The organism is Gordonia polyisoprenivorans NBRC 16320 = JCM 10675, assembly GCF_000241325.1.
GTDB lineage: Bacteria > Actinomycetota > Actinomycetes > Mycobacteriales > Mycobacteriaceae > Gordonia > Gordonia polyisoprenivorans.
This window is the reverse complement of record NZ_BAEI01000057.1, coordinates 102,536-122,978: the sequence shown is the minus strand read 5'-3', so window position 1 is coordinate 122,978 and position 20,443 is coordinate 102,536. Positions and strand designations below refer to the sequence as shown.

At 68.7% G+C, this 20,443-nt stretch carries 11 protein-coding genes; 6 read left to right on the top strand and 5 right to left on the bottom strand.

Annotation, left to right across the window (positions count from 1 at the left end; translation table 11 throughout):
- Positions 1–24: 24 nt before the first annotated feature.
- The 4 genes from GOPIP_RS14430 to GOPIP_RS14415 form a co-directional block, all read right to left on the bottom strand.
- Positions 25–807 (bottom strand): ABC transporter permease, encoded by a 783-nt coding sequence (locus GOPIP_RS14430; RefSeq protein WP_006370439.1) that lies wholly within the window; start codon positions 805–807, stop codon positions 25–27.
- Positions 797–1,936 carry an ABC transporter ATP-binding protein gene (locus GOPIP_RS14425; protein ID WP_373278843.1) on the bottom strand — a complete coding sequence of 380 codons (1,140 nt, stop codon included), beginning with the start codon at positions 1,934–1,936 and terminating at the stop codon, positions 797–799. The genes GOPIP_RS14430 and GOPIP_RS14425 overlap by 11 nt, the downstream gene beginning before the upstream one ends.
- Positions 1,923–2,177, bottom strand: coding sequence for an MbtH family protein (locus GOPIP_RS14420; RefSeq protein ID WP_006370437.1), 255 nt, complete (start codon positions 2,175–2,177; stop codon positions 1,923–1,925). Before GOPIP_RS14420 ends, GOPIP_RS14425 begins: the two co-directional genes overlap by 14 nt.
- 62 nt (positions 2,178–2,239) lie before the next feature.
- Positions 2,240–16,081 carry a non-ribosomal peptide synthetase gene (locus GOPIP_RS14415; RefSeq protein WP_035728056.1) on the bottom strand — a complete coding sequence of 4,614 codons (13,842 nt, stop codon included), beginning with the start codon at positions 16,079–16,081 and terminating at the stop codon, positions 2,240–2,242.
- Positions 16,082–16,561: 480 nt separating this feature from the next.
- Here GOPIP_RS14415 and rplN point away from each other — a divergent pair, with 480 nt between their 5' ends.
- From rplN to GOPIP_RS14385, 6 genes are all read left to right on the top strand, one after another.
- Positions 16,562–16,930 (top strand): 50S ribosomal protein L14, encoded by a 369-nt coding sequence (rplN, locus tag GOPIP_RS14410; protein ID WP_006370435.1) that lies wholly within the window; start codon positions 16,562–16,564, stop codon positions 16,928–16,930.
- A 1-nt stretch (position 16,931) separates the two neighbouring features.
- Positions 16,932–17,249, top strand: coding sequence for a 50S ribosomal protein L24 (rplX, locus tag GOPIP_RS14405; RefSeq protein ID WP_006370434.1), 318 nt, complete (start codon positions 16,932–16,934; stop codon positions 17,247–17,249).
- 1 nt (position 17,250) lies between these two features.
- Entirely contained in the window at positions 17,251–17,829 is a 579-nt protein-coding gene (gene rplE, locus GOPIP_RS14400) for a 50S ribosomal protein L5 (RefSeq protein WP_006370433.1), read from the top strand.
- Position 17,830: 1 nt separating this feature from the next.
- Entirely contained in the window at positions 17,831–18,016 is a 186-nt protein-coding gene (locus GOPIP_RS14395; RefSeq protein WP_006370432.1) for a type Z 30S ribosomal protein S14, read from the top strand.
- A gap of 274 nt (positions 18,017–18,290) precedes the next feature.
- Positions 18,291–19,103, top strand: coding sequence for a thioesterase family protein (locus GOPIP_RS14390; protein ID WP_006370431.1), 813 nt, complete (start codon positions 18,291–18,293; stop codon positions 19,101–19,103).
- Between the two features lie 164 nt (positions 19,104–19,267).
- The gene (locus GOPIP_RS14385) at positions 19,268–19,687 is read left to right on the top strand and encodes a hemophore-related protein (RefSeq protein ID WP_006370430.1); all 420 of its coding nucleotides are present in this window, start codon (positions 19,268–19,270) and stop codon (positions 19,685–19,687) included.
- Positions 19,688–19,717: 30 nt separating this feature from the next.
- On the opposite strand, the gene GOPIP_RS14380 is transcribed toward GOPIP_RS14385, so the two are convergent.
- A complete protein-coding gene (locus tag GOPIP_RS14380; RefSeq protein ID WP_006370429.1) occupies positions 19,718–20,407 on the bottom strand; it encodes a FadR/GntR family transcriptional regulator in 690 nt (229 codons plus the stop codon).
- Positions 20,408–20,443: the final 36 nt, after the last annotated feature.

The following is a 20,443-nucleotide window of genomic DNA, read 5'->3' as shown; positions in this document are numbered from 1 at the left end:
TCCCGGTCGATCGATCATCAGTCGTTACCGACTCGTCGATCGGCGGTAGAGCAGCAACGACACCGGCACGCACACCGCGAGGATCACCAGGCTCGCCCCGATCGAGTACCCCAGGGCGTGGTCGGCGACCCAACCGGACGGGGCCGGGAAATCCGGCGGCGCACTGTTGCCGAACTTCTCGCGTGCCATCGTCGCCACCGCGGTCACCGGATTCCATTCGGCGATCGCGCGTAGCGGTCCCGGCAGGCTCTGTGCGGAGATGAACGCACTGGAGAGGAACGTCACCGGGAACATCCACAGGAACCCGATGCTCTGGGCCACTTCCACATTCGGTGCCGCCAAACCGCTGACCGCGCCGATCCAGGCCATCGCCAGGGCGAACAAGGCGATCACGGCAAATGCGATCACCGCGTCGCCGGCGCTGCCGCGGACCCGCCAGCCGATGGCCAGACCACTGGCCACCATGACCGCGAGTCCGATGGCGCCGAGCAGCATGTCCGAACCGACACGCGCGGCGATCACCCCGATGCGTGACATCGGCAGCGACCGGAGGCGATCGACGATGCCCCCGGACATGTCACCGGCCAGGCCGACGGTGGTGAAGGCGGCGTTGAACACGACGGTCTGGGTGAAGATGCCGGCCATCAGGAACTCCCGGTAGGGGGCTCCGCCGAGGGTGGCGCCGAAGACATAGGCGAAGAGCACCACGAACATCAACGGCTGCACGGTCGCCGAGAGCAGCAGGGTCGGGATGCGTTTGACGGTCAGCAGGTTTCGTTCGACCAGGACTGCGGTGTCAGCGAACATCGCTGGGCTCCAATCGTTGTGGGTCCTCGCTTGCCGGCGGGTCGGCGGCGACGCGACCGGTCAGCCGGAGGAAGACGTCGTCGAGGGTGGGGGTGCTCACCGAGGCGTCGACGATCTCGATCCCGAACTCACCGCAGATCCGTACCGCGGCGACCGCACTGCGCGTTCCGCCGGCAACCGGTACCGACCAGCGCACGTCGTCGATCCGCTCGGGCATGCCGAGACCGACCTCGGCCAGCGTGGTCGCGATCACCTCGGTGGCGGTGCCGCTGCCACGATCGTGCCGATCGTGATGCGGGGCGACCTCGACGGTGAGGATCGCCGGTGCGGTGGTCTCCTTGAGCTCTGTCGCGGTGCCCTGCGCGCGGATCGTGCCGTGATCGATCACGGTGATCTGATCGGCGAGTTCGTCGGCCTCCTCGAGGTACTGGGTGGTCAGCAACACCGTCGTCCCGGTGGCGACCTGCTCCCCGATGACCTCCCAGATCTGGCGTCGGCCACGGGGATCGAGACCGGTGGTGGGCTCGTCGAGGATGATCAGCTTCGGGTCGTTGATGAGCGCACCGGCCAGGTCGAGGCGTCGTCGCATGCCGCCGGAGTAGGTGCGCATCGGCCGATCGGCCGCGGCGTCGAGATCCAAATCGTTGATCAGAGCGCGTGCCCGCTCGCTCGCATCACGGCGTGAGTGCCCGTACAGCTGGGCGACCATGCGCAGGTTCTCGAAACCGGTGAGCGTTCCGTCGACCGCGGCGTACTGGCCCGACACCCCGATGATGTCGCGGACGGCCCCCGGGTCGGCGAGCGCGTCGAGACCGCACACCTTCACCGAACCGGCATCCGGGCGCATCAGCGTGGCGACGGCGCGGACGGTCGTCGTCTTGCCCGCACCATTGGGTCCGAGCAGCGCGTGGACCGTCCCGGCGGGCACGGTCAGATCCAGACCGTCGAGTGCGCGCACCTTGCGCCCGCGACCGAACGGTCCGGAGCTGAAGGTCTTTGTCACACCGGTCAATTCCAGTGCGGGAGCCGAGCCGGTGGCGGACAGGCGCTCGGTGATCGGGTCGGTCGCGCCGCGGTGTGAGGTACTGAGGTCGGGGTCGAATCCGCCGGCCATGCTATGCCGTCCCATCCTGGTTCCTCCCGGTTCGGTGGGCGTCGGGCGCCTCACCCATCGCGGCGATCAGGCTCGCCGGCCGCATGTCGCGCCAGTTGTCCTCGACGTAGGCCAGGCAGGCGTCGTGTCCGTCGGGCCCGTACACCTGCTGCCACCCCTGCGGGATCGGCGCGAAGTCCGGCCACAGCGAATGCTGGTTCTCGTGGTTGACCAGGACGGAGAAGACCCCGTCGGTGTTGTCGAACGGGTTGGTCATCGTGATGCTCCCATCTCGTGTGATTCGTGTGGACTCTCGATCGATACCGGGTGACGCCCGCGTCAGGCCTGCGCGATGGCGCGGGCGAACCCGGGTACGTTCTCGCCCTGCAACATTCGGGCGTGCGAGCAGTTCAGGCGGATCTCGTGGACGTGGCCGCGCAGCGCGCGGGTCCAACCGGCGATGGCCGGCGGCCCCGGCGGCGTGTCCGCGGTCGCGGAGACGAACACCGCATCACCGTCGTACCGGCGTGGATGCCAGTTCTCGGCGAGTCGCGACGCATCGACGAACACCCGGTGCACCGCGGCGAACTCGTCGACGTCGAGCGAGGCCAGCGGTCCGCCCGCGGCCACGACCGCCTCCCACGCACGTTCGATGGTCAGCTCGCCGGAATGCTGGGGCCGGATGCCGAATTCGGCGAGCAGTGCACCGAGATCCGGGGTGGTGTCCAGATCGGGACGTTGTGCGACGACAAAGGCGTCGAGCACCATCAGCTGGCCCACCTTCTCACCGGACTCGGTGAGTTGCACGGCCATCTCGTGGGCGATGAGACCGCCCAGCGACCAGCCGAGCAGATGATACGGGCCGTCCGGGTGGATCGTCCGGATCTGCTCGACGTAGTGAGCTGCCAACTCGCCCACCGTGTTCGGCGACACGCCGCCGCTCAGCGCCGGGTGTTGCAGACCGTACACCGGGCGGTCGGCGGGCAGATGGGCCAGCAGCGAAGAGAAGCTCCACGACAGGCCGATCGCCGGATGGATGACGAACAGCGGGGCCGGGCCGTCGGCGGTGCGTCGACGCCGCAACGGCAACACCGTCGCCATCGCCGACGGTGCGTGGTCGTCGGACTCCGGGCTGCAGACGCCGGCAGGCGTTGTGCTCGCGGAATCGCCCAGTACGGCAGCGAGTTCCGCGGGCGTCGGCGCCGCGAACAGGTCGTTGACCCGGATGTCGCGACCCGTCGCCGAGGACAGACGGGCGCTCACCTCCGTCGCCGACAATGAGTTGCCGCCGAGGTCGAAGAACCCGTCGTCGGCGTGCACCGCGGACGGCGCGATCCCCAGTATGTCGGCAAAGGTCGACGCAACAAGGGTTTCCGTGCCGGGCCTGGGTGCGCGACCGGCTTCGGCAACGCGTGCGGGTTGCGGCAGCGCCGCGCGATCGAGTTTGCCGACCGGTGTCAGCGGGATCTCGTCGAGAACGGTGATACTCGCCGGGACCATGTGTCGTGGCAACCGGTTCGCGACCTGCCGGGTCAATGCTGCCGTGTCGATCGTGGCGCCGTCGGCCGCGCGGACGTAGGAATGCAGGCCGGCCGGGGCCGCCGATCCCTCCTCGGCCGCGTCGTCCTCCACCAGCACGGTGACGGCGAAATCGACTGTCGGATCATCACACAGGGCGTCGTCGATCTCACCCAGTTCGACGCGGAAGCCGCGCAACTGCACCTGGTTGTCCGATCGGCCGACGTAGCGCAGACGTCCGAGCTCGTCCCGCGCGACCAGATCGCCGGTGCGGTACATGCGGGCGCCGGCCCAGTCCGGGCCCGCGACCATCGGGACCGGTAGATACCGCTGCGCGGTCAGCGCGGGCCTGCGGTGATATCCGCGGGTCACCTGATCACCGAGCAGATACAGCTCACCGATCACCCCGGTCGGTACCGGATGCAGACGTGGGTCCAGGACCAGTGCGGCGACACCGTTGTTGGGTGTGCCGATGGTCAGCGCGCCGATCTCGTTCGGATCGGCGTGCGCCACAAGCGGTTCACTGCCGGTGACGATGATCGTCGTCTCGGTGGGACCGTACACGTTGAGCACGGTCCGATCGGGTGCCCAGCGACGGACCAGGTCGGGGCCGTAGGCCTCACCGCCGATGGCCAGGTGCGACAGTGTCGGAACCGACGCCGGATCCATACTCGCCACCGCTGCGGGCGTGATGAACGCGTGGCTGACGCGGTGCCGGTCGATGAACTCGGCCAATGCCGTTCCGCCGTAGAGGTCCGGCGGCACGATCACCAGTGCAGCCGATCCCGATGCCGCCAGCAGGAATTCCAGTACCGAGGCATCGAAACTCGGGGAGGCGAAATGCAGTACCCGGGAGTCGGCGCCGGGCGCCATGCGGGTGTGCAGTTCGTCGTGCACCGCGCGCAGTCCGGAATGCGGCACCAGCACGCCCTTGGGTCGCCCGGTCGATCCCGATGTGTAGATGACGTAGGCCAGGGCGTCGGTGCGGTGCACCGGGATACGCTCGCGGTCGCTGATCGGTGTGGGTGCGCTGCGGCCGAGTCGCGACCGGGTGGCAGTCGAGTCGACGACCACCGTGGGCACGGTGTCGCCGATACGCTCGGCGACATCGGAACGGGTGAGCACCAGCACGGCACCGGAATCGGCGAGCATGTGGGCGATCCGGTCGGCTGGGTACGTCGGGTCGATCGGCACATAGGCGGCGCCCGAACGCACGATCGCCCAGATCGCGACGAGTGCGTCGATCGAGCGCGGGATCGCCATCGCGACCACCGGTTCGGTGTCGCCGAGGTCGCGTCCCAGGATCACCCGGGCGAGCCGATTGGCGCGGGCGTCCAACTCGGCGTAGGTGAGGGATTCCTCGGTGCCGTCGGCATTCTCGGCGACCGCGGCGCAGCCGTCCGGATTGCGACGGACCGCCTCGTCGAACAGCGTGCCGAGGGTGAGCGTCGGTGCCGATTCGGGGCCGCGTGCCGGGCTGACCTCGGCGACCTCGAGTGGATCGGTGATCCGCACATCGCCGATCGGGCGGTCGGCGTCGGTGATCATCGCCCGCACGACCCGCAACAGACGAGTTGCGAGGATCTCGGTGTCGGCGTGGCCGTAACGGGTGCGATCGAAGGTCACCTCGAGCATCGCGCCGGGCGCCGATGAGCTCGGCACGGTGCGGGCGGCGAGTCCGGTCACGGTGAACTGGAGATCGAACTTCGCTGCGGCAGCGCCGATGTCGAGGATCTCGCCGGTGAGCTCGTCGGACAGCGGCCACGCCGTCCCCAGGAGCCCGTCACCGAAATCGTGGACCGACAGGGCGATCTGGAACAGCGGATGCCGACCGGGGCTGCGGTCGGGGTTCACGGCCTCGACGACCTCGTCGAAGGGGGTGTCGCGGCGATCGAGGGCCGACAGATCGGCATCACGAACTCGCTCGAGCACCTCCGCGATCGTGTCGTCGGGCCGTACCCGGGTTCGCAGCGCGAGGGTGTTGACGAACATTCCGACCATGCCGGTGCAGTCCAGGGCGGGGCCGTCGTCGTTGGGGCCGGACCGATTGGCGACCGGGCTGCCGATCACCAGGTCGTCGCCGACGCCGAGTCGGTGCAGCAGGATCGCCAGCGCGGTGTGCAGCACGGTGAAACCGGTGGTGGCGTTCTCCCGGGCCCAGGCGACGAGATCGCTGCGCAGGGCATCGTCGATCGGTACCGCAACGGTGCCCGCCCGACCGGCGCCGGCCTCATCGGCTGTTGCCGCACGGGTGGCCGGCACGGCGGTCTCGGTGGGCGAATCGGCGTGTAGCTCGGTCCAATACGCGAGATCGTCGCCCTCGAGCGCTGCCGCGCGGATCGCGTAGTCGCGGTAGTCGACGTCGGGTTCGGCCCAGGCGTCGGTACGGCCGGCGAGACGCTCGGCGTAGGCGGCGGCGAGGTCGGCGGCCAGGATGGGCAGCGACGCGCCGTCGGCGGCGATGTGGTGGATCACCAGCAGGAGTACATGAGTGCCGTTCTCGTCGCTGTTTCCGGGGTCCGGCGACTGCGCCAGCAGATGCGCCCGGATCGGGGCCTGCGACACCGGATCGATGGGCTGGGCGAGTCGCTCGGCGATCGCTGCGGGCAGCTCGTCGACGGTCTGTACGGCGAGATCGCCGATCACCGCGTGGCTGTGCTCCAGGACCACCCCGTGCGGTGCGGAGTCGAGCGCGGGGAACACGGTCCGCAGGGAGACGTGCTTGGCCACCAGGTCGGTGAGCGCCCCGCGCAGCGCGTCGAGGTCGACGCTGCCGTCGAGCCGGATGGCGAGCGGGATGAGGTAGTCCGTCGACGCCGGGTTGGCGCGCGCGATCGACCACAGTCCGCGCTGAACCGGTGCCGGGGGCACCTGTACGGGTCGGGACACCGCGGGCCGTTCGACCTTCTCGGATACCGGGACGGGTTGTGCGGCAGCGGGATGCACCAGCGCCGCGAGATCGCCGATCCGCGGGTGATCGAAGAGATCACGGACCCGCAGCGCCGTACCGCCGTGGTGCCGGTTGAGGCGGCTGATGACGGTGGTGGCCTGCAAGGAGGTTCCGCCGAGACCGAAGAAGTCGGCGTCGGCGTCGACCTCGGCGGGGTCGATGTCGAGTACCCCGGCGATGGTCTCGGCGACGAGCGCGAGGGGAGAGCGGGTGTCCGGGGCGGCGGTCGCGGGTTCGTCGGCGGCTGCCGCAGCCGTGCGCTCCAGGGCGAGCAGGGCTTTGCGGTCGAGTTTGCCGTTGGGGGTCAACGGGATCTCGTCGATCACGATCACCGCGGCCGGCACCATGTGCGACGGGAGCGTGCGAGATACGAAGGCGCGCAGGTCGGCCGGGGTGGGCGCGTCGGAGTCGTTGACGGCGAGCCGGACGTATCCGAGCAGTACCGCATCGGCGCCGGTTCCACCGACCGCGGCAGCGGCGAAGTCGACGGCCGGATGCGCCGCGAGCGCCGCACCCACCTCGTCGAGTTCGATGCGGAATCCCCGTACCTTGACCTGGTTGTCGCTGCGGCCGTGGAAGATCAGCGAGCCGTCGAGCCGCTGGTGCACGACGTCGCCGGTGCGGTACATCGGCGTGCCGGCGCGCACCCCGGGCAGGTCGGGGGCGGCGATGAAGCGTGTGGCGGTCAGGGCGCTGCGGTGCAGATAGCCGCGGGCGACTCCCGGCGAGATCAGATACAACTCGCCCGGGCAGTCGTCGGGAACCGGACGCAGACGGTGGTCCAGGACGAGTGCGGTGGTACCGGCCACCGGTGTGCCGATGGTGATCTCGGCGCCCGGCTGCAGCGGTGCCGACATGGTGGCGACGATGGTGGTCTCGGTCGGTCCGTAGCAGTTGATCATGCGGCGGCCGGGAGCCCAGAGTGATACCTGCTCGGCGGTGGTTGCTTCGCCGCCGACGGCCAGCGTCACCAGGTCCGGCAGCTCACGGTGACCGGCGGTGGCCAGAGCGGCCGGGGTGATGAACGCGTGCGTGATCTTTTGGGCGGCAAGGAAGTCCACCAGCTCGTCACCGCCGACGATGTCGGTGGGCGCGATCACCATGGTTGCACCGGCGTCGACGGCCAGCAACAGTTCGAGCATCGACGCGTCGAAGCTCGGGGAGGCGAAATGCAAGGTGCGAGCACCGGATTCGACTCCGTACCGGTCGCGCTGCGACGAGCTGAAGGCGGCGAGGCCGGCGTGCGTGACGATGACGCCCTTGGGTGTGCCGGTTGAGCCGGAGGTGTAGATGACGTAAGCGGCGCTGTCGGGGTGTCGGTCGGCGCTCGATTCGGCGAGCGCCGCGGCCCGCAGTTCCTCTTCCGGGGTCCGCGGGGAGGCCGAGCGCAGTGGCCACGCATCGAGGGACACGGTGTCGACCCACCACACCAGATGTGGCAGGGTACCCAGCCGGGTGTCGGAGGTGATCCCCAGCAGCGCACCGGAATCGGTGAGCATGTGGGCGATCCGCTCGTCGGGATGGCGCGGATCGATCGGGAGCACCGCGCCCCCGGTCAGCGCGACGGCCCAGGTCGCCGTCACCGAGTCCAGTGATCGGGGTAGGGCGACGGCGACGACGTCGTCGGTGCCGATGCCGAGGTCGCGCAGGTGCGCGGCCCACCGTTCGGCGCGTGTGAGGAGCTCACGATAGGTCAGCGCATCGGTTCCGTCGTCGACGGCGACGGCGTCGGGGTACTCGGCGGCAGCGGTCTCCAGGAACTCGGCGAGGTGGCGCGGGGGCGGGGGCTCGTGGTCGGGGGTCCGTACCTGGACGGTACGGGTGGGCAGCACGTCGTCGAGGGGCCGATCGGGATCGTCGAGGACGGCATGCGCCAGCGCCACCAGATCGCGGGCGACCGACTCCACCCGGGTACGCGAATAGACGTCGGTGGCATAGGTGCAGACCAGTGTGTCCGAACGCAGCCGGATCTCGAGATCGAAACGAGCCGAGCCGGTCTCGACCTCCTCGGCCGACACCTCGAGTCCCGTCAGGTGCGGCAGTGGCAGGTCGGTGGCGCCGTCGCGCATCGACGCGTCGGCGGCCAGCGCGATCGAGAACAGCGGATGACGGCCGGTGCGCGGCGGGTTGAGCCGGGCCACGAGGTACTCGAAGGGCATGTCGGCGTGCACGAGTGCGTCGAGATCACGGTCGCGGACCTGATCGAGCAGCCGGCCGAACGTCACCTTCCCGTCGACCGGGGTGCGCAGCACCACCGAGTTGACGAACATCCCCACGATGTCGGCGAGCCTCGGATCGGAGCGGCCCGACACCGGCGTGCCGATCACGACGTCGGAGACGGCGCCGTCGATCTGCACCTCGGGTCGTGAGTCGTGGTGCCGCAGCGTTGCGGCCAGCAACGTGTGCAGGAGCGTGAACTCGGTGATGTGATCACCGGTGAGGCTGCGCAGCCGGTCGCGGATGTCGCGGTCGAAGTCGACGCGGACGACACCGGCGGCGTCCTGCCGATCGCCGGACGAATCATTGTGTGCCGGTGCGGTGTCCGGGGTGAGGATCGGGGTGTGATCCATACCCGAGAGGGTGTCCTCCCACCAGTCGGCGAGCGTCGCGAGGCGACTGTCCCGGTCGTCGATCCGGCGCGGGTGGACGACCGCGCCGGGATCGACGCCGAGACCCCGGGCCTGCCACCGCAGATGATCGCGGTAGCCGACCCGAAGCGGCGGTTGCGACGATGATCGACCGTCGCGGATCCGCGCATAGGCGCCGGCGATGTCTGTCGCGAGCGGCGCCATCGACCAGCCGTCGGCAGCGATGTGATGCACGACGACGGTCAGCTTGTGATGATCGGATTCGCCTGCCGGCGAATCGATCCGGTGCAATACGACCCGCAGTGGGGTGTCGCGGGTCAGATCGAACGGACGCCGGGCCAGCTCGCGGGCCGCCTGCGGCCACAGCTCGGCGGTGGTGTGCTCGAGCGTGAGATCGACGGCGGCGTCGTCGGTGTCGAGAACCCGCAGCTCGGGCCGTCCGTCGATGTCGGGATAGATGGTGCGCAGCGGTTCGTGACGATCGACCGCGTGGCGCAACGCTTCCCGGAGCGCGTCCACGTCGAGGTCGCCGCGCAGATCGAGGGCGAAGGCGATCGTGTACGAGGCGGTGTCGGCGTCGGGGTCGTCGGCGCCGAGTCGATTCAGGAACCACAGTTGCTGCTGCGCCGGGCCGGGAACGACGGGACCGTCGTCGTCGGACTGCGCGTCGGACGCCGGAACCGAGGTCGGGTCGTCCTCGCGGACATCGCCCGCAAGCCGCGCCAAACCGGCGACGGTGGGATGGGCGAAGACCTCACGGACCTCGATGCGACGACCGCCGAGTTGTTCCAGCGCGCCGGCCAGGTGGGTGGCCAGCAGCGAGTTGCCGCCGAGCTCGAAGAAGTCGTGGTCACGACCCACGCTCGCCGGGTCGAGCTGTAACCGCTCGGCGATCACCTGTGCCACCATGCGTTCGGCGGCGTTGGCGGGAGCGACGTATTCGCCGGTGTCCGAACCGATCTCACCGACCTTCAGTGCGGTGACGGTGTCGGGGTCGGCGAGCGCGCGGCGGTCGATCTTGCCGATCGGGGTGGTCGGGATCGCCGACAGCGCCACGATGCTGCGCGGAAGCATGTGTGCGGGAAGGTGATCGCGGATTCGGTCGGAGACACCTGCCAGCGTCGACGCGGGATCGACGTCGCCGTCGAGCGTGACGAAGGCGACGATGCTCGCGCTCTCGCCCGCGCCGCTGGTGACGGTGACCGCGGAGGCGACGGCGTCGTCGGCGGTCAGCACTGCGTCGATCTCGCCGAGTTCGATACGGTGCCCACGGATCTTGGTCTGATCGTCGGTACGCCCACGGAACTCCAGCTCGTGTTCGGAGGTCCACCGCACCAGATCGCCGGTGCGGTACATCCGGTCGCCGGGTGCGCCGAAGGGGTTGGCGATGAAGCGCTTCGAGGTCAACGGCCGAATACCGTGATAGCCGCGGGCGAGGTGCGGTCCGGCGATGTACAACTCGCCGACCGTGCCGGGCGCGACCGGTTGCAACCGCTCGTCGAGGACCAGCGCGGCGATCCCACGGATGGGCCGGCCGATGGTGATGGTCGAGTCCACCGGAGTGATGTCCTCCGACACGGTGGCCACCACCGTCGTCTCGGTCGGTCCGTACGCGTTGAACAGCGCCGGGCCGCGCGACCACTCGCGAACCGCCTCGGGATTGGGGTGTTCCCCACCGATCACCAGCGCGTGCAGATCCGGCACGTCGTCGGGACTCAGCGTGGACAGCAGGGACGGTGTGAGGAAGGCGTGGGTGATGGCCCGTTCGTTCATCAGCTCGGCCAGTTCGCGACCGCCGACGATTCCGGGCGGGGCGATGTGCATGGTTGCCGCCGCCGAGATCGCCATCAGCATCTCGAGAACCGAGGCGTCGAAGCTCGGTGAGGCGAGATGCAGTGTGCGTGACCGCGCGGTCAACCCGAAGTGCGCCACCTGATGTGCCGCGAAGTCGGCCAGCCCCCGGTGACTCACCACGACGCCCTTCGGGGTGCCGGTCGTTCCGGAGGTGTAGATCAGGTAGGCGGGGTGATCCACCGACAGCGGCGCGAGCCGCTCGTCGTCGGCGATGGGTGCATCGGAGTGGTCGCTCCAGCCGCCGGCCTCATCGAGGACGATGACGCGCCGATCACCGGCGACGCCGTTCACCATCGGCGCCGACCCCGAATCGGTCAGCAGCAGAACCGCTTGCGAGTCGTCGATCATGTACGCGATCCGCTCGCTCGGATAGGTCGGATCGACGGGCACCCATGCTGCTCCGGTCCGGGTGATCGCCCACACCGCGGTGATCGTGTCGACACCTCGGGGCATGGCGACCGCGACGAAGCGTTCGGGGCCCGCGCCGAGGTCTAGCAGTTCGCGTGCGAGCCGGTTGGCCCGACGGTCGAGCTCACGATAGGTCACGGAGGTGGTCGTGTCGCGCACCGCGATGCGGTCCGGTTCGGCGCGCACGGCCTCGGCGAGGAGGTCGGTGAGGTGCTCGCCGGGACGTCCCGCCATCCCGACGGCGGGCACGAGGCCGAGACGCTCGGCGGGATCGAGGAGAGTGATGTCGCCGATGGGGCGCCCCGGGTCGGCCACGATCGCCTCGAGGATGCGGCGCAATCGGGTGGACAGCGAGGCAATGGTTGTCGCGTCGAACAGTGCGGTGGCATAACCGATCTCGACCGACATCCCGGCGGGTGTGCCGTCGGCGTCGTGTCGTTCGGTGAAGGTGAACTGCAGATCGAACTTGGTGTGCCCCACGTCGATCCGCGAGGCGGTGGCCGACAGATCGGCGAAGTCGAGGTCGATGGCGTCTGCGCTGTCCCGGCCACCACCGTGGCCGCCGGTGATCGCGTCCTCGAGAGCGACCGACACCGAGAAGAACGGATGATGGCCTGCGGCGCGGGTCGGATTGAGTTCGGTGACGATCCGGTCGAAGGGCAGCTCGGCGTGGTCGAACGCGTCGAGATCGGCGGCACGGACGGCGTCGAGCAGGGCATCGAACCCCAGGTGCTTGTGTACGCGGGTGCGAAGCGGAATCGTGTTGACGAACATGCCGACGAGATGGTCGAGGTCGGCGTCGCCGCGTCCGGCGACCGGAGTGCCGATCACCAGATCGTCGTGGGTGGATCCGGTGCGCAGTAGGGCGGCCACGAGCGCGTGCAGCGCCATGAAGGTGCTCGCGCCGCGGGATTCGGCGACGGCGTGTAGGGCGGCGTGCGCATGAGGGGGCAGCCAGACGCTCGTGGTGGCGCCGCGCGAATCGTGTTCACGCGGGCGGGGGCGGTCGAGGGGAAGCTCGGTCTCGGCCGGCGCATCGGCCAGCGCGGCCCGCCAGAATTCGAGATCGTCTGCGGCGGAATCGCTTTCCATGGCCGCGTGCTTGGTGGCGCTGAATTGCGAATAGGACACCCGCAGCGGTGCCCACTCGGGGGCGCGCCCCGCGGCGCGACTGCGATACGCGGTCGCGAGGTCGTCGGCCAGCGGTGTCAGCGACCATCCGTCGGCGGCGATGTGATGGATGACGATCGTCAGTCGGTGATCGTCGGACCCGGCACGGACCAGGCGGGCTCGCAGGGGGATGTCGTGGGCGAGATCGAAGGGGGCGCCGGCGAATTCGAGATCGCTCACGGCCTTGTCGGTGTCGGTGACGGTCAGATCGATGTCGACGTCGGCGGCGTCGTGCACCTCGATGCACGCGGTGCCGTCGATCTCGACCACCGTGCTGCGCAGCGGTTCGTGGCGGGTGATGACGTCGACGAGCGCGGAATGCAGTGCGTCCACATCGAGTTCGCCGACGAGGCGCACCGAGAACGGGATGTGGTAGTTGGCTGATTCGGCGGAACCGAGCCGGTCGGTCAGCCACAGCCGATGCTGGGCGGGAGACAGCGGCACCGGGCCGCTGGGGGAGCGCCACCGAGTGGAGTCCGGTGCGGTATCGAGTGCCGTGTCGTCGACCATGGTGGCCAGTGCGCGCAGATCGGCGGAGTCGAAGATGTCGCGGATGCCGACGCGGCGGCCGGTGGCCCGGGTCAGTCGTGCCGCGACGCGGGTCGCCGACAACGAGTTGCCGCCGGCGTCGAAGAAGTTGTCCGACATCGACATCGACGAACGTCCGAGGACCTCGCCGACGGTGTCGGCGACGAGATGTTCGGTCGCGCCGACCGGCTCCACGTGCGCCTCGGAGCCCGCACGTTCAGGCACCGGCAGGGCACGACGATCCAGCTTCCCGTTGGCGGTGGTCGGCATGTGCTCGAGCAGCATGAGGGTGGTGGGCACCATGTGCGCCGGGAGCCGTTGCGCGAGTTCGCTTCGCAGGTCCCGGGAATCGAGGCGATCACCGCACAGGTATCCGACGAGCACCACGTCACCGTCGACGACGTCACCGCGCAACGCCACCGCGGCCGAGGACACACCGTCGAGCTGTGCCAGCACCGTTTCGATCTCGCCGAGCTCGACCCGCTGGCCGCGGATCTTGACCTGGGAGTCGCTGCGCCCCAGGTATTCCAGGGCGCCGTCGGTGCGACGGCGGACGAGGTCACCGGTGCGGTAGAGGCGCCCGCCGTCCGTGGTGGCGATGAACCGCGACGCCGTCAGGTCCGCTCGGGCGGCGTATCCCCGGGCCAATTGCGGTCCGCCCAGATAGAGTTCGCCGATCGCGCCCACCGGCTGCGGGCACAGGCGATGATCAAGGACGATTGCGTCGGTGTTCCAGACGGGTGTGCCGATGGGGGTGACGGTCTCGTCGGCGCGGCAGTGGTCGTGGTGGGTGACGTCGATCGCGGCCTCGGTCGGGCCGTAGAGATTGTGGATCGGTGCGTCGGTGATGCGTGCGGTGGCGGCCACGGTGGCCGGGGTCAGCGCTTCGCCGCTGGTGAGGATTCGACGCAGGCCGCGCAGGGTGCTGGTCGCGTTGTCGACCTCGGCGGCGAGGGTCTCGGCGAATGCCGCCAGCATGGAGGGGACGAAGTGCAGGGTGGTGATCGCGTGGCGGTCGATGACCTCACGTAGATACCAGGGATCGCGATGCCCGTCGGGGGTCGGTACGACCAGCGCCGACCCGGAGATGAACGGCCAGAAGAACTCCCACACCGACACGTCGAAGGTGGCGGGGGTCTTCTGCAGCACCCGGTCGCCGGGGGCGAGGCGGTAGCGATCCTGCGTCCAACGCAGGCGGTTGACCAGCGCGCGGTGGGTGATCGTCACGCCCTTGGGCATGCCGGTCGACCCGGAGGTGAACAACACATAGGCCGGCTGATCGGGCAGCGGACGCGACGGGCGGGTCCCGGAATCGGTGGATGCGGTGGACAATTCGGACACGGTGAGTGTGGCCGCGGCTGTGGGCAGCGCCGGTCCGTCGGAGTCCACGATGATCGCGGTGGGGGCCGCGGTGGCGACGATGTGGGCGAGTCGCTCGGCCGGTTCGGCCGGATCGATCGGCAGGAATGCGGCACCGGCCCGCAGCACCGCGTGCAACGCGACGACCTGTTCGACACTGCGTGGCAGTGCGACCCCGACCACCGACTCCGGCCCGATCCCGCGCGCCGTCAGTGCGTCGGCGAGTTGTTGTGCGCGTGCGGTGAAGTCGGCCAGATCGAGTTCGTCGCCGGAGGTGGCGTCGACGATCGCGGTGCCTCCCGAACGGGTGTGCCCGGTGTGGGTGCGGACCGCCTCGTCGAGCAGGTCGAGGACCGTGGCGTCGCCGAGATCGACCGGGTCGCCGTGCGATGCGGCGTCGATGCGCGACTGCTCGTCGATCCCGGGCAGCGGCAGTGAGGTGATCGGCAGGCCGGCGTCGGACCGGACGAACCGTTCGAGGAAGTCGATGATCCGACGGTGGTGGGTCTCGATTTCCTCGGGGGAGTACAGGTTCGGGTTCGCCTCGAGATCCAGCCGCATCCCACCGGTGAATCCGTCGTAGACGTTGATCGAGGCGTCTTCGACGGGTCCGGTCGACAGAACGTTCAATTCGCCTCGGAGAGTGGCGAAATCGATATGCTCGAAGAACAGCATCACGTTGACCATCGGGCCGAAGAAGCCGCGCCGTCCCGAGGGCGAGTCGAGCACCCGGCCGGTGATGTCCTCGTGGCGGAAACGCTGATGGCGCAACGCCGCCCGGACGTCGCCGTTGGTGGCGCGGACGAGATCGCCGATACTGCGCGGGGCGTCGTCGGCGGTCAGCTCGACGCGGATCGGGAGCACGTTGGACGTCAGACCCGCCGAGGTGCGCAACAGGTCGTTGTCGCGGCACGCCACCGGCAGCGAGGTCATCGCCTCGGTGCGGTTGTTGAGCTTGGCGAGGTAGGCCGAGACCGCGGCCGTGATGACTGACGCCACCTTCACCTGGTGACGTTCGGCGACTGCGCGGATGGTGGCGATCAGATCGGCGTCGAGGACTGCCGGGCGGACCACCGCCACCGGCGCGGCCGGCGCAGATCCGGTGGACAGCGAGGTGATCTCCGCGGGGGCACCTGACTCGTCGTGTAGGCGCGAATCCCAATACCGCAGGGCGGAAGCGAAATTCGGTGACTCACGCCAATCGCGGTCGAACTCGGCGACCTGCGCCATCGTCGCTGTGTGCGCGGGCGGAACATCGGAGCCGGTGGCCAGCGCGGTGTAATGCGCCGCGACGCGCAGCATCATGTACATCGCCGCGTAGCCGTCGAATGCCAGATGGTGACCCCAGCAGTACCAGATGCTGTGGCGGGGACCGAGTTCGAGCAGGTAGGTCTCGAGCAGCGGGTCGGAGAACAGGTCGGTCGGCTGTGAGCGGTGCTCGTCGATCCAGGCCAACGCCGCAGCGCGCGGATCGTCGGCGTCGGAGAAGTCGCGGCGGTGCAGCGGGATGGTGCGAGTGTGATCGACCCTTACCTGCGGTTCACCGTCCCCGGGTTCACCGGCGGTCACATCGCCCTCGGCGGAGACCAGGGTGATCAGACCGGACTCGGTCTCGATCGAGGTGGCGGCGACCGCACGGCACATCAGATCGGCGTCGACGGCGTCGTGAAACTCGGCAAACGCGGCCACCGACATCGGCACCTCGGGTTCGAGGAGCTGCGCGTAGTAGATGCCGCGCTGTGCTGCGGTCATCGGGATGGCGCCATCGGTGTCGGTGAGCTCGATGGTCAGGTCGTCAACACTCATGAGGTGCCTCCTTGGCGTGGACCGGACTCGGTGCGGTGCCGGGTGTGGCTCAGCAGGGTCTTCGGACGGCAGATGGGCCCAGATGGGTTCGGATTGCGAGAAAACGTGTGTTCCCCGTCACTCCTGACGACCCCCGCGCCCCCGACGCGCCCGCGCCCCTGACGCGCCCGCGCCAGGCATTCCCCCCTCGCACGGCCGACGAAACCCCCGACTCGCGCTCCGCGGTAGGGGCGGCGATGCGGATTTGGTTCCCACCTGCGGTTTCACCTACACTGGACGGGTTGCCTGCGGTGCGTGAGCGCCGCGAATCGGCTCGTGAACCCACTGGGAAGGCCCGCTTACAGCGGAAAAGCCCAGGCAGGCGTGTGTCCGATGGCAACAGGCCGTGTGCGTCGGGTCGGAAATCCGGCGCACAGATACGCCAGATCCGCCCCAGTGGATTCGGCGTGTCGACGACATCCAGGTCAAGGAGAGAATCGAATGATTCAGCAGGAGTCTCGCCTGCGGGTCGCCGATAACACGGGAGCCAAGGAAATCTTGTGCATCCGCGTGCTGGGCGGCTCGTCGCGGCGCTACGCCGGCATCGGTGACACCATCGTCGCCACTGTCAAGGACGCCATCCCCGGTGGCAACATCAAGAAGGGCGAGGTCGTCAAGGCGGTCATCGTGCGCACCACCAAGGAGCGCCGCCGTCCGGACGGAAGCTACATCCGTTTCGACGAGAACGCCGCCGTCATCCTCAAGGGTGAGAGCGACCCCCGCGGTACCCGCATCTTCGGCCCGGTCGGCCGCGAGCTGCGTGAGAAGAAGTTCATGAAGATCGTGTCGCTGGCACCGGAGGTGATCTGACATGAAGGTGCACAAGGGTGACACCGTGATCGTCATCTCGGGCAAGGACAAGGGCGCCAAGGGCAAGGTCATCGAGGCCTACCCGCAGCGCGAGCGTGTCCTCGTCGAGGGCGTGAACCGCATCAAGAAGCACACCGCCGCCTCGGCCAACGAGCGTGGTGCTGCCTCGGGCGGCATCGTCACGCAGGAAGCCCCGATCCACGTGTCGAACGTGATGGTCGTGGATTCCGACGGCAACCCGACCCGCGTCGGCTATCGCGTCGACGAGGAGACCGGCAAGAAGGTCCGGATCTCGCGCAAGACCGGGAAGGACATCTGAGATGACCACCACTGAAAAGGTCCAGCCGCGGCTGAAGCAGCGCTACCGTGCCGAGATCAAGGACGCGCTGAACAAAGAATTCGACTACGCCAACGTCATGCAGATCCCCGGCGTGGTCAAGGTCGTGGTGAACATGGGTGTCGGCGACGCCGCCCGTGACGCCAAGCTCATCAACGGTGCGGTCGCCGACCTCGCGCTGATCACCGGTCAGAAGCCGGAGATCCGTCGCGCCCGCAAGTCCATCGCACAGTTCAAGCTGCGCGAGGGCATGCCGATCGGGGCCCGCGTGACCCTGCGCGGCGACCGGATGTGGGAGTTCCTCGACCGTCTCGTGTCGATCGCGCTGCCCCGTATCCGCGACTTCCGCGGTTTGAGTGACCGTCAGTTCGACGGCAACGGCAACTACACCTTCGGTCTCAACGAGCAGTCGATGTTCCACGAGATCAACATCGACAACATCGACCGGCCGCGCGGTATGGACATCACCGTCGTCACCTCGGCCACCACGGACGACGAAGGCCGCGCGCTGCTTCGCGCGCTGGGCTTCCCGTTCAAGGACAACAACGCGAAGGACAACTGAGATGGCCAAGAAGGCTCTGATCAACAAGGCCAACAAGAAGCCCAAGTTCGCCGTGCGCGCCTACACCCGCTGCAACAAGTGCGGTCGCCCGCACTCGGTGTACCGCAAGTTCGGCCTGTGCCGCGTGTGCCTGCGCGAGATGGCACACGCCGGCGAGCTGCCGGGCGTGCAGAAGTCGAGCTGGTGACTTCCCGCCGGTGACATCACCGGCGCACAACACCTCACAGCGACCCCGTCTCCCGCACCGGGAGGCGGGGTCGTCGTGCTCTCGCCGGCAGCGCTCTCCCTCTCGCCGACGGCGCCCCTTTGATCGGTGGTCGAGGTGTGAGGCGCGCCAGCGCCGAACCTCGAGACCTCTTGCACCGATGCTGGTTTCGTTCCGCCCCGCACCGCACGGGGCGCCCCTCGGCCACATCGAACCCCACTCAACCTCACTATGCACTCCTGCATAGAATGACCGCATGACGGTCACCGACAACGAGTCCCGCAGCACGTCTCTGTCCGAGGTGCTTCGCGCGTTCGACCCGGCACAGGAGTTCGCGATCCCGGCCGGCTGGACCCAGGGCCGCACCGCGTACGGCGGCTTGACCGCAGCACTCGCGGTCGTGGCCGCCCAACAGACCGACGGCGCGCCGTTACCTGCCCTGCGGGCCGCGCAGTTCGCGTTCACCGCACCGGCCACCGAGACGATGACCGTGCGGGCACGACGACTCCGCGAAGGCCGATCGGTGACAAGCGTGGCCGTGGAAACGCGCAGCGGCGACTCCGTTGCGGCACAATCGACCCTGATCTTCGCCGGAGCGCGTGACAGTTCCGTCGAGCACACCCTGATCCCTCGCCCCGACGTCGCCGGCCCGCAGGGCTGCCCGAGCGTCGGCGGACGGCCCGGGGCGCAGCCGAGCTTCACCGATCAATTCGAGCGACGCATTGCCGGCGGTGCGATACCGGTGACGAAAGCCGTGGAGCCTGAGGTACTTTGGTGGATGCGTCACCGTGATGCGCAGGGTGTCGATCCGGCCGTGGCCCTCGTCGCGCTCGGTGACAGCCTGCCGCCTGCGGCGATGACGGCATTCTCCGACTGGGCGCCCATCAGTACCGTGATGTGGTCGATCGACATCTGCGCCGACGAGGCCGTCGACCCCACCGGCTGGTTCTTGCTGCGGTCGACGAGTGCGGTGTCGCGCGGCGGTTACTCCTACCAGACGATGGAAGCCTGGGACGCCGACGGGCAACTGGTGATGACCGGCACCCAGACCGTCGCGATCTTCACCTGATCGGACGAACGTCGCAAACATCGTTGACCTGCTCTTGACCGTCACTTGCACCCAGACTTACTGGGGTGTTCTCACGGCTTGTCCTCAGCTTCGGCAAAGGTTTTCGCGATTGGGTGTGCTTCGGCTGTTATTGGTCGGCACGGTGCCGAGGAAGGGGCTGGAGAATGTCGATGGGGTTGGCAACGACGCGTCGTCGAGTGGCGGTGGCGGTTGCGGGGATCGGTATTGCGGGAGTGGTCGGGGCAGGCGGAGCCGGTATCGCCGGAGCCGCACCGACACCCCCGTCGCCGCCGAAGGCCTTCGGAACGACATGTTCGGTGATGCAGGTCGAACGGGCGCTCGCCGTCGAGGATCCGGCGCTGTGGCAGCAGATCAACTCGCATCCGCGGGCCAAGCGACACTTCGAGGAGATGATCGTGCTGTCGCCTGCGCAGCGGAAAGCGCTGCGGGAGAAGAATCGTCACGCGCACCCGGTCCGCTCGACGGTGATGGCGTTTCTGCGTGATCACGGCATCGGCGCGCAGCAGCACACGATGACCCGTGACGCCATGGCGAAGGCCCTGCGCACCTGCAACAAGTTCTGAACCTGCTGCGGCAGAAGAACTCTGGTTGGTTCAGTGGGTGAGCGAGCGCACCGCCACCTGCACGGCGTCGAGATGATCGGCCATGGCCCGCTCGGCGGCCTGCCGGTCGCCGGAGCTGATGGCCTCGACGATGCGCTCGTGTTCCTCGTTCGATCGGCGCATGCGTCCGGTCGCCAGATTGAGTGTGGCCGACTGGGCAGTCAGTGAATTGCGGATGTTGACGAGCGCGTTCTGGAACACCCGGTTGCCGCTCGCTCGTGTGACCGCCAGGTGGAACTGTCCGTCGAGGGCGACCCAGTCGGTCTGATTCGACTCGGCCGCCATGGCCTGCGTCAATTCGGTGAGTTGACGCAGGTCCTCGGTGGAGCGCCGCTCGGCGGCCCACCCGGCGGCCGGGATCTCGATGTGCGGCCGCGCCTCCATGAGCTCCCGCGCGGTGTACTCGCCGACCTTCAGGTCGTGGGACGCCGTGCTGCTGACCACGAATGTTCCTCGGCCGGTGCGGGTTTCGGTGAGTCCGAGTGCAGTGCACGAGCGCAATGCCTCCCGGACGACCGATCGACTCACCGCGTAGCGCTCGCCGAGCGCGGCCTCGGACGGGAGGCGCTCACCGACGGGGAGGTCGCCACTCTCGATGGCCTGGCGCAGGTCGGTGAACACCGCTTCGGCCGCGCTGACCCGAGTCGCGACGGGTCGGCGGTCGGCCCAACTGCTGGTCATCGGGATGGTCCTCCGTCTTCGATCCGGTGTGTGTAG

Coding starts and splice junctions, on each gene's coding strand:
- GOPIP_RS14430 (WP_006370439.1), bottom strand. CDS start 807: ATGTTCGCTGACACCGCAGTCCTGGTCGAACGAAACCTGCTGACCGTC.
- GOPIP_RS14425 (WP_373278843.1), bottom strand. CDS start 1,936: ATGGGACGGCATAGCATGGCCGGCGGATTCGACCCCGACCTCAGTACC.
- GOPIP_RS14420 (WP_006370437.1), bottom strand. CDS start 2,177: ATGACCAACCCGTTCGACAACACCGACGGGGTCTTCTCCGTCCTGGTC.
- GOPIP_RS14415 (WP_035728056.1), bottom strand. CDS start 16,081: ATGAGTGTTGACGACCTGACCATCGAGCTCACCGACACCGATGGCGCC.
- rplN (WP_006370435.1), top strand. CDS start 16,562: ATGATTCAGCAGGAGTCTCGCCTGCGGGTCGCCGATAACACGGGAGCC.
- rplX (WP_006370434.1), top strand. CDS start 16,932: ATGAAGGTGCACAAGGGTGACACCGTGATCGTCATCTCGGGCAAGGAC.
- rplE (WP_006370433.1), top strand. CDS start 17,251: ATGACCACCACTGAAAAGGTCCAGCCGCGGCTGAAGCAGCGCTACCGT.
- GOPIP_RS14395 (WP_006370432.1), top strand. CDS start 17,831: ATGGCCAAGAAGGCTCTGATCAACAAGGCCAACAAGAAGCCCAAGTTC.
- GOPIP_RS14390 (WP_006370431.1), top strand. CDS start 18,291: ATGACGGTCACCGACAACGAGTCCCGCAGCACGTCTCTGTCCGAGGTG.
- GOPIP_RS14385 (WP_006370430.1), top strand. CDS start 19,268: ATGTCGATGGGGTTGGCAACGACGCGTCGTCGAGTGGCGGTGGCGGTT.
- GOPIP_RS14380 (WP_006370429.1), bottom strand. CDS start 20,407: ATGACCAGCAGTTGGGCCGACCGCCGACCCGTCGCGACTCGGGTCAGC.